Source organism: Micromonospora sp. NPDC050200 (assembly GCF_040656135.1).
GTDB lineage: Bacteria > Actinomycetota > Actinomycetes > Mycobacteriales > Micromonosporaceae > Micromonospora.
The window spans coordinates 40,975-50,356 of record NZ_JBFALG010000049.1 but is presented as its reverse complement, the minus strand read 5'-3'; the positions used below and the strand labels follow the sequence as shown (position 1 = coordinate 50,356).

The 9,382-nt window shown below is 69.8% G+C and carries 8 protein-coding genes and 2 pseudogenes; 3 read left to right on the top strand and 7 right to left on the bottom strand.

Translation table 11 applies throughout. The features are described from left to right. The coding region (locus AB0I41_RS26420; protein ID WP_357112798.1) for an IS30 family transposase at window positions 1-432 on the top strand (432 nt) is incomplete at its 5' end. Window positions 433-448: 16 nt separating this feature from the next. Here AB0I41_RS26420 and AB0I41_RS26415 read toward each other — a convergent pair. The 4 genes and pseudogenes from AB0I41_RS26415 to AB0I41_RS26400 form a co-directional block, all read right to left on the bottom strand. After that, a pseudogene (locus tag AB0I41_RS26415) lies at window positions 449-1,072 on the bottom strand (FAD-dependent monooxygenase); the annotation flags it as partial. 284 nt (window positions 1,073-1,356) lie between these two features. Further along, entirely contained in the window at window positions 1,357-1,749 is a 393-nt protein-coding gene (locus AB0I41_RS26410; RefSeq protein WP_357112795.1) for a hypothetical protein, read from the bottom strand. Between the two features lie 52 nt (window positions 1,750-1,801). Further along, window positions 1,802-3,133, bottom strand: a complete 1,332-nt coding sequence (locus AB0I41_RS26405) for a hypothetical protein (protein ID WP_357112792.1) — start codon at window positions 3,131-3,133, stop codon at window positions 1,802-1,804. Further along, window positions 3,130-3,873 carry a TnsA-like heteromeric transposase endonuclease subunit gene (locus AB0I41_RS26400; RefSeq protein ID WP_357112789.1) on the bottom strand — a complete coding sequence of 248 codons (744 nt, stop codon included), beginning with the start codon at window positions 3,871-3,873 and terminating at the stop codon, window positions 3,130-3,132. The genes AB0I41_RS26405 and AB0I41_RS26400 overlap by 4 nt, the downstream gene beginning before the upstream one ends. Window positions 3,874-4,096: 223 nt before the next feature. Between AB0I41_RS26400 and AB0I41_RS26395 the strand changes: the two genes are divergently transcribed. After that, window positions 4,097-4,879: a transposase family protein gene (locus AB0I41_RS26395; protein WP_357112786.1), complete on the top strand. Its 783-nt coding sequence runs from the start codon at window positions 4,097-4,099 to the stop codon at window positions 4,877-4,879. Between the two features lie 14 nt (window positions 4,880-4,893). Here the strand turns inward: AB0I41_RS26395 and AB0I41_RS26390 are convergent, their stop codons facing one another. Then, window positions 4,894-6,162 (bottom strand): pectin acetylesterase-family hydrolase, encoded by a 1,269-nt coding sequence (locus AB0I41_RS26390; protein ID WP_357112783.1) that lies wholly within the window; start codon window positions 6,160-6,162, stop codon window positions 4,894-4,896. A gap of 100 nt (window positions 6,163-6,262) precedes the next feature. Between AB0I41_RS26390 and AB0I41_RS26385 the strand changes: the two are divergent. Further along, window positions 6,263-6,946, top strand: a pseudogene (locus AB0I41_RS26385) (transposase family protein); the annotation flags it as partial. A gap of 348 nt (window positions 6,947-7,294) precedes the next feature. Here AB0I41_RS26385 and AB0I41_RS26380 read toward each other — a convergent pair. Both AB0I41_RS26380 and AB0I41_RS26375 read right to left on the bottom strand, forming a co-directional pair. Further along, a complete protein-coding gene (locus AB0I41_RS26380) occupies window positions 7,295-8,080 on the bottom strand; it encodes an alpha/beta hydrolase (protein ID WP_357112781.1) in 786 nt (261 codons plus the stop codon). A 211-nt stretch (window positions 8,081-8,291) separates the two neighbouring features. Next, window positions 8,292-9,362, bottom strand: a complete 1,071-nt coding sequence (locus AB0I41_RS26375; protein WP_357112778.1) for a CapA family protein — start codon at window positions 9,360-9,362, stop codon at window positions 8,292-8,294. Window positions 9,363-9,382 lie beyond the last annotated feature (20 nt).

Genomic DNA, 9,382 nt, shown 5'->3' with positions numbered 1-9,382 from the left:
GCAGGTCAGAGCGCGGTGGCGACGCTGGTCGAGCGGACCTCGCGGTTCGTGGTCCTGGTCCCGCTGACCGGCCGGGACGCGTTGACCGTCGGCGATGCGATCATCGCCGCCGCCGGGACCCTCCCGCCGCAACTGGCCCGGTCACTGACCTGGGACTGCGGGTCAGAGATGGCCGGCCACGCCCGGATCACCGCCGCCGGGCTGCCGGTGTACTTCGCCCGCCCGCACTCACCCTGGCAACGCGGCAGCAACGAGAACGCCAACCGGATCCTGCGCGAGTACTTCCCCAAGGGCGTCCCCATCACCTCCGACCCCAAATATCTGGCCATGGTGGCTTCCGAGATCAACGACCGACCCCGTAAGATCCACGACTGGAAGAAGCCCTCCGAGATATTCACCGAACTCGTCGAGGCAAATGCTTCCACCGACTGAACTCGCCGACCTCTTCGCCGAAGGGCCGGAGCCAGAATGGCTGATGGGTCTCGCGGATTTCGGTCACCTTGGCGGTGATCTCCTCCTGTGGCACGCCCACTTCCATCTCGCCCATCAGCGTCTCGGTCCGCGAGGGCTCGCCGGGGAAGCCGACACCGAGCAGTTTGCGCACCGTACTGCGCCCGCCGTCACAGCCGATGAGATAGCGCGAACGCAGCTGTTCCCCGTCGGCCAGCTCGACGGTCACACCGTCGTCGTCCTGCTCGAAGTCGGCCACCGCACAACCGCGCCGGACCTGCGCACCCAGTTCGATCGCATGTTCTTCGAGCAGATGTTCGATGACCGGCTGCGGGATGCCCAGCAGATAGGCGTGCGCGGAATCCAGGCCCTTGGGCGCGGGTTTGGGGATGGCGGCGAAGAAGCCGCCAGCCGGACGCTGTCTTCCGTGTTCGCGAATGCGATCCAGCAGTCCGCGCATTGCCATCAGCTCGAGACTGCGAATATGCAGACCGACGATGCGGACGAACGACTTGGGCTCGGTTTCCTTCTCCAGGACGAGTACCCGCACGTCGTGCAGCCGCAGTTCGGCGGCCAGCATCGCACCAGTCGGCCCGCACCCGGCAATGATCACGTCGAACATGAGGGGCGCGCGATCGGCGCCGGAGGCCGGCGAACAGAGTCCGGAGACGTCGCCCACGGTGAAGTCGCGCTCGACCATATCGTTCGACGACGGCTCGGCGGTGAACTGCGGAGAGTGCATAGGTGTTGCCTTTCGGGAGTGCCTTGTTGGCGAGGCGCTCCCGGCGACACCTACATCAATCGCCCGACCGTGACGGGAAGGGGGAGCACCCACATCGATACAACGTTCATGGGTCTCACCTCCTCAGGTGGTGTCACGTCAACTGCAAGCTACAAGCCCGGGCATCATCCCGTCCAGTCCTTTCCCCGCCACGTGATCACGACTCCAAACGGGCCCGTGCGGCGGCGATGCTGATCAGGGTTTGCCATCACCAGGCCATGGCTGTTCTTTCCCCTTCGTGCGGTTGGCTTCTTCCGGGTCAGCTTTTCGATGAGCGGGCCGGTGGCGGGGATGTCTCCGGCGCGGAGCGCGGCATAGATGCTCCGGTCGGGCTCGCTGCTGTTTTGCCAGCGCCAGCTGGGCAGGTCGTCTGTTCCGGCCCATGGGAAGAGCGGGTGGTGCCGGCGCAGGAGCTGCCCAGGTTCGGGGTGGTCGAGGTAGCGGGCGGCGTGGATGAGGAAGACCATCGGCGTCGGGTCGCCGGTGCTGCCGCGCGGTGTGAGCAGCAGCTGCGGCATGCGGGCGAACAAACTGGCGAGCGCGATGGTCTCCGGGTAACGGACGACCTGGTCATCGACTCGGGGCAGCAGCTCGCTGCGCTCGCGCCATCGCAGGACGATGTGGTCGGACTCGCCTCGGCGCCGTGGCCAGCTCCGCCACCCGATCGAGCGGAACGACCGCTCGACGATGCCCTTGTCGGTCGGGGTGCCCGGCCCGGACCGGCTCGACCGTGATGCCCAGCCGGGAGCAGGCGCGCACGAACGTCTCGGAGACGAACACCGCCCCGCGATCGGTCACGATCGTCTCCGCGACGATCACCGGCCGGGCCGCGGCGTGTTCCAGCCGCGCGTCCAGCGCCAGCATCCGCGCGTGCGGGATCCGCGAGCGGGCCATCGACAGCGCCTCGGCCCAGCCCGGCCGCATCGGCTCCGGGCCCAGCATCTTCGCCAGCAGCAGCGCCGCGTCGACGGCCTTGGTGCCCTGCGGGCGCAGCACCGCGGCGCAGATCGAGCGGGTCGCGACGTCCAGCACCACCGTCAGCTCCACCCGGCCGGGCACCCCGTCGTCCAGCAGGGCCATCACGTCCAACGGCGACGTGTCGATCTGCGCCAGCTCGCCCGGGCGCACCGCGACCGTGCGCGTGAACGGGCGCTCCGACCGGTTCGCCTGCGTGCGGCGCGTGGTCGCCTCCCCGAAGGTGTGCCGGCCAGCATCCATCCCGGCGAGCAGCCGGTAGAACGTCGCCGGCGACGGCATCGGCACCACCCCGACGCCGTGCCGCTCGGCAAGCAGCTGCTCGACGCGGCGCCGCAACCGGGAGCGGGTACCGGTCGACTCGCCGGTCTCGGCGTCCATGACCGCCGCCACCGCGGCGACCACCCGATCATCGACGCGCCCATACGGGCTCGCCGCCCGGGTGCCCCGGTGATCGACCAGACCCCACAAGCCCTGCTCGCGATAGCGCAACCGCATCCGTTTGACCGTGACCGCGCTGGTCGGCTGCCCGGCCGTACTCAACTCCGCAGCCTTCGCCGTGTCCCGCTCGGCCAGGGTGTGCCGGGCCGGATCGTAGGGCTCGCGCGGCCGGGCACCTTGCGGCGCGCCCGGCGGCAGGCCGGTCTGCGCCTCCACCACGTGCCGCTCCCACTGCCGGGCCCGCTCGATCACCGTGGCCCGCAGCGCCTCCAGCAGCCCGAGCGGATCCAGCCGCGCCGGCGGGACGCTGGCCTCCAGCAGCTCGAAGCCCGGCGCCGCGAGCACATGCGTCAGCAGCAGCACCTGCTCGCTCCCGGCGTCGTCGACCAGCCGCACCCGGACACCGTCAATCCCGCCAACACTCACCGCCCGGCCCTCGAACAGCACCCGGTCGCCGACGCGCAGCGCCGCCCGCCCGCCGCTCACCGGTCCGCCGCCGTCACCAGCGATGCCTCCGACAACGGCACCGCCAGATCGACGCCCAGCCAGCCGCACCACAGCAGGTGGAACACCGTCGGCAGGGTAGCCAGCGCATCACCCAACCGCTCGGCGCCGTCCATCAACGGCAGCGGATCGGCGAACACCACGCCCGCGGCCGCCGGGCGCAGACAGCGCGGATGCCGATACCCGGCCAGCCACCGCACGCTCGCCATCAGCACCGCATCCGGCTCGTGCACCAGCCGGTACTCCCAGCCGGCCTCGGCGCACGCCCGCCTGGTTGTCGCGAACACCGCGGCGTCCTTGGGCCGTACGCGCGTGGCCGGGCGCACGTCGATCACCACCCCGGTGCCATCCGCCAGCCGCGCGAAGAAGTCCGGCGCGTGTGAACGCCGCCGGCCCGCGTCGTCGTCCAACAGCAGCCAGAACGGTTGCGACGAGATCGCCACCACCACCGGGTCGAAGTCCAGCAGCGTCAAGTGATTGCGCTCCAGCCACGACTCGAAACCGACAAGGGCGCCCGTCGTGGCCGGCCACCACAGGCCGGTGTTGTTGCGCTGCCCCCGGTACACCGGGAACGACCGCACCGGCGGCACCGCCTCGAACGCCACCGCGGCCGCCGCCACCAGGCCGTCGTGCCGCTCCTGCCCGTCCGCGCCGACGTACCCGACCGCGAACCCCGACAACGACGCTGGCGCCAAGCCGCGCACCGCCACCAGACCGCCCAACCCATCATCCCCGGCCCCAAGATCCGGCACAGGCTATCGACGGCCCTCGACAAGCCCGCGGGCCGGGCGGATCAGAACCAGTGAGACGGATCAGGTACGGAGCCCTTTTCATCGTGATCATGCTGGTCAGGGCGGGTGCGAGTACCCCGGAGATCGATGACGGCGAGGCTCCAGGTAGGACAGCAGTCGACCAAGATCCGATGCCCCGACCGGGAGCCTCGCCGTGCTGTCTTACCCCGCCACGATCCCGCTGTCCAGCCGAACCCTGAACCACCTCGCCGAGCTTGTCCGTAACCACCGCCGGCAGCGTCGATCCCGGTGGCGGCGCCTGGCCCCAGGCCGGCAAGCCCTACTCACCCTCGCTCACCTGCGCAACGGCGACACCTACGCCCGCCTCGGAGCCGGGTTCGGCATCGGCGTCGCCACCGCCTGGCGGTACGTCCGCGAAGCTGTCGACCTGCTCGCCGCAGCCGCCGACGATCTGGCTACTGCGATGGACCGCATCCGCAAGCTGGCGTACGCGATCCTCGACGGCACGCTGATCCCGATCGACCGGGTCGCCGACCAGAAGCCCTACTACTCGGGGAAACATAGGCGGCACGGCGTGAACGTGCAGGTCATTGCGGATGCATCAGGTCGCCTAGTCTGGGCATCGGCCGTGCTGCCCGGTACCACCCATGACCTGAGCGCCGCCCGCGTTCAAGGCATCATCGACGCGCTGAGCAGCGCCGACGTGATGACGTTCGCGGACAAGGGCTACCAGGGAGCCGGCGGGAGCGTGCGCACGCCGTTCAAGCGCCACCGGTACCGGCCGAAGCTGTCCCGCCGGCAGAAGGCCGTCAACCGCGGACACGCCCGTATCCGCGCCCGCGGGGAGCGCGCCATCGCCACGCTCAAGTGCTGGAAAGTCCTGACCAAGCTGCGCTGCTGTCCCCGCCGCGCGACCGCGATCGTGCAGGCCATCCTCGTCCTGCACCGCGTCGAGGCCAGCCGCTACTCAGGATGAAAAGGGCTCAATGGTCAGCCACGGCCGACATCGGCTGCGGGCTTCCCGGCGACCAGCCCGGCGACCCAGTCTGACAGAGCCACGCCATCCACATTCTCGGTGTAGAAATCCTCGTTGTCCACGACCATGTGGTCGTCACCGGGTTCCGTGTACGTGTGCAGGGTTACGCCGGCCTTCTCGATCTGCGCCTCGGTGGTCCGCAGCAGCGTCGCGACGTCGTCGGACGGGGTGCCGGCGAGCTTGAGGTGGAACTTTTGATTCTCGTCCTGCAAGTGGTCGATGCGGGCGAAGACGATGTCGGGGTGGCGCTCGGCGGTCGCGATGAAGAACCCCGGCATGCTCGGGTCGGCGGGGAGGGCCTTCGCGTTCCATGCCTTGCCGGTCAGGACCTTGTTCATCTGGGGTACGTCGGGGTACGAGCCCGACGAGTCCGAGATCGACGTGACGTGTGCCGTGGGCAGGCGATCGGCCACCAGGCCCGCGTAGAGCGGGGCGGACACCGAGCCGGCGCTGCCGCCGATTACGACCACGTCGGTGGCCTGCGGGAAGGACTTGACCAACTGGGCGAGGGCGGCGGTGCCGTTGGCGTACCCGTAATGATGGATGGTCAACCCGGGGGCGTACGTCGTGTCGGCGTCGCCGAGATGCACGTCCGCCGTGCAGTACGGGACGTACACGAACGAGTAACCGGCGAACGGGTTGCGCGCGTTCTTGGCGTCGAAGATGCCGCCCTGGTCCGGCGGCTCGACTGTGGTCTGGTAGTGGTTGCCGCTGTCCTTCGCGCACGTCGCGGCCGACCAGCACGCCCCGCCCCCGTCCAGGAAGAGCACCACCTTCTTCGGGTCGCCGGTCCGGACGTAGAAGTTGTACTTCGACCCGTCAGCGCACTCGCAGTCGCCGCCCGGCGTCTTCGTCTCCCAGCCCGCCGCGGCGGCGTCGTCGCCGTCGGCGTGCGGTGCGGCGTTCGGCCCGGCCGTGCCGAGGAAGTGCTGGCAGGCGTCGCGCGCCGCGTTCACCTTGGAGTCCGACTGGGCGGGCATGCCGAGCGAGATGCCGCCGTCGGGCTGGACCGTCGGGTCGGGCCAGTCGGTGATGCCCTGCTCACGCATGCAGGCGGAGAACTTCTTCGCGTCTGCGAGCGCCGCCGCCTGGTCAGGGGCGCCGGCAGAGGCGGTGGCGACGGCGTTGGTCGAGGTCGGCGCGTCGTCGCAGGCGGCGGCGGACACCGCCACGCCCACGGCAAGCAGCACGGCGATCCCTCGACGGCTCAGGCATCCAGTCATGGAACAGAGGTTAGGCAGACCCCCTCGGCGGCACATCGCTCACCGGATGTATTCTCCGGCCCGCGTCATCCCTCCGATGTAGTCCGCGCGGCTTGGCCGGCGCTGGCGCAGGCTGCCCGCGCACCAGCAGGCGCTGATGGCCTTGGCCCACCTGCGCAACGGCGACACCCTCACCCGCCTCGCGGCCGGCTTCGAGGCGTCGGTCACCACCGTGTGGCGGTACCTGCGCGAGGCCGCCGATCTGCCCGCCGCCTGCGCCAACGACCTCGCCGCCGCGATGCGCCGCGCCGTCCGGCTGGCGTACGCCATCCTCGACGGCACGCTGATTCCCATCGACCGGGTCGCCAACCAGCGGCCCTACTACTCCGGCAAACACAAGCGCCACGGCGTGAACGTGCAGGTCCTCGCCGATGCCGCCGGAAGGCTGGCCTGGGCATCGCCCACACTGCCCGGCTCGGTCCACGACCTGACCGCCGCTCGCACCCACGTCCTGATCGACGCCCTGACCAGCGCTGACGTGCTGACCTTCGCGGACAAGGGCTACCAGGATGCCCGCGGCACCGTCTGGACCCCGTTCAAACGCCGCCGCACCCGCCTGTCCCGCCGGCAGAAGTCCGTCAACCGGCACCACGCCAAGATCCGAGCCCTCGGCGAACGTGCCGTCTTCACCCTCAAGACCTGGAAAATCCTGACCAACCTACGCTGCTGCCCCCGCCGGGCCACCCCGATCGTGCAGGCCATCCTCGCCCTTCAAGCCGCCGAAGACGCCCGCTACCCACGATGAAAATGGCTCACGGATCAAGTCCAGTGAGAAGAGATCAGCTCCACTGAGAACCAACAACCCAGACGCTTCGCAGCCTTCGACAGTCGAAGAAATTCCACATGATCATTCTATGATCACTAAAGGATTCTCAATCAAATTGGTCAGCCTGATCAGCGGCGCCGCCAGTGGATCGGCAGACGCTTCACGCCGCGCTGGAAGTTCGAGCGCAGGTAGGCGGGTGCGCCCGCGTACGTGACGCTCGCGGTGCGGGCGAGCAGCGCCTCGAACAGCGCACGTAGCTGGCTAGCAGGTCGTACGGGACGCCGTCGACGTAGGTGCGGGGATCGACCAGGGACGCCGGATCGACGTTCACTGCCCGAGAAACTCCTCGAGCACCGTGGCCAGCCGTACCGGGGTCTCGTACATCGCGTAGTGCCCCGCGTTGGCGAGCACCTCGAGCCGTGCGTTGGGGTAGTGGCGCATCCAGGTCTCGCGCATCGTGTCGGCGCCCAGCGCCGGATCGTGCTCGCCGACGACGGCGAGCGCCGGTACCGGGTTGCCCTTCACGTCGTCAGTGAAGTCGGTACGCGCCCAGGCGGTGAGGTAGGCGCCGAACGCCTCCCGGGTGGAGTGCTCGAGGGAGAACCGCACCATCTCGTCCAGCCAGCGGCCGGACAGCCGATTGCCGGTGGTGAGGTCGATGATGGCGCGCCGGTTGTCCGGGTTGGCGGCCGCACCGTCGAACAGCGCCCAGCCCTGCAGGTCGAAGGGCACCCCGCCGGCCGGGACCGGGCTGATGCCGACGAGGCGTTCCACCCGCCCGGGGGCGTCGGCGAGTACCCGTTGGGCGGCGCTGCCGCCCATGGAGTGCCCGACCACCGAGAACGTGTCCCAGCCTAGGGAGTCGGCGAGGTCCAGGGCGTCGCGGGAGATCTCGGCGATGCTGTGCTCGCCCGTAACCCCGGTGCGCGCGCCGTACCCGCGGTAGTCCAGGAACGCCCAGGTGAAGCGCTCGGCGTCGATCAGTTCCGGCAGCCAGCCCCAGCCCTGTGACGACCCGAACCACCCGTGCAGGGCCAGCACCTTGCGCGGCCCGTGACCGACGCTGACCGGACTGGTGCCGGAGTCACCGGCGCTGATCTGGCTGATCGTCATGACGGCGACCCCTTCCGCTGTCGCGGCGCTGCCCTGCGAAGTGAACGAACCTGAACACCAACGAGGTGAACGCTGGCGATGTGGAAGCGACCGTAGCCTGCGCGCGGACCGAACGGAAGAGTGGCCGTCGGCCGTGACAGCTTCGGCCGGCGGGCATGAAGGTCCATCAACCCGGCCGCGGGCAATGCCTTCCGTGTTACGAGAACGTCCTTCAGTCGGTGGGGGACGCGGCGAGGCCGGTGCAGCTACGCAGATTCGCGTACTCGCGGAGGATGCGGGCCGCGTCCTCCCCTCCGGCGAGCTGGGGCTGGCCGGTGCGCCGGGAGATCAGCGCCGGCATCAGCTCCGTCCCCACGATCTTCGAACCGTGCAGGGTCACCCGCAGCACGCCCGTGTCGTTGCTGTAGGCGTCGTCCCGCCACCACAGAAAGTTGCCCAGTCCGTACTGGACGAAGGTCCCGCCGATCCAGCCGTCACCGAGCATCAGATGGGCATGGGTGCCGACAATGATGTCAGCGCCCGCCTCGGCCATCTCACCGGCGAACCCACGCGCCTCGTCCGGTGGGCACGCGTTGCCCTCCGTGCCCCAATGGACGTAGACGACGACCACGTCGGCCTGCTGCCGCGCGGTGCGCACCGCTGCGACCGCGCGGGGCAGGTCCCTCGTCATGCCGATGCCGGCCCGGGTGTCCGTGGCCTTCCACTCCGACCACAGCTCGTCGACCTGGCTGAAGGCGAGGAACGCGATTCTCGTACCGTTGATTCGGGTGATCCACGGCGCGTACGCCGCCGCCGCATCGACGCCCGCTCCGACGGCCGGCACCCCGGCGGCCTTCGCCGCCTCCACGGTGTCGGCCAGGCCCACCCGCCCATAGTCCAACGCGTGATTGTTCGCAATCGACACGACATCGACCCCGGCCGCCTTCACCGCGTCGTACGTGCTCGCCGGCGCCCGGAAGTGGAACTCTTTTGGCTCCGGAGTGCCACGCGTGGTGACCGCGGTCTCCAGGTTGACCATCGCGAGGTCCGCGGTGGACAGCGCCGACGAGATCGACCCGAACGCGGTCGCCGGGTTGTCCAGCAGGCCAGCGGTACGGTCGGCGAAGTGCACGTCACCCGCGAAGGCCAACGTGATCTCGGCCGGTCCGGCCGGCGACGAGGGCGCTGCCACCGAGGCGGAACGGGCGGGCGCACCGGCCGGCGGGGTCGGCCCGGTACGGCATCCGGTCGCCGTCAGGGTCAGGGTCGCCGCCAGCGCGACGAGGGATCGTGCCCACTTCACCTCCGGCAGCGTACGGCGTA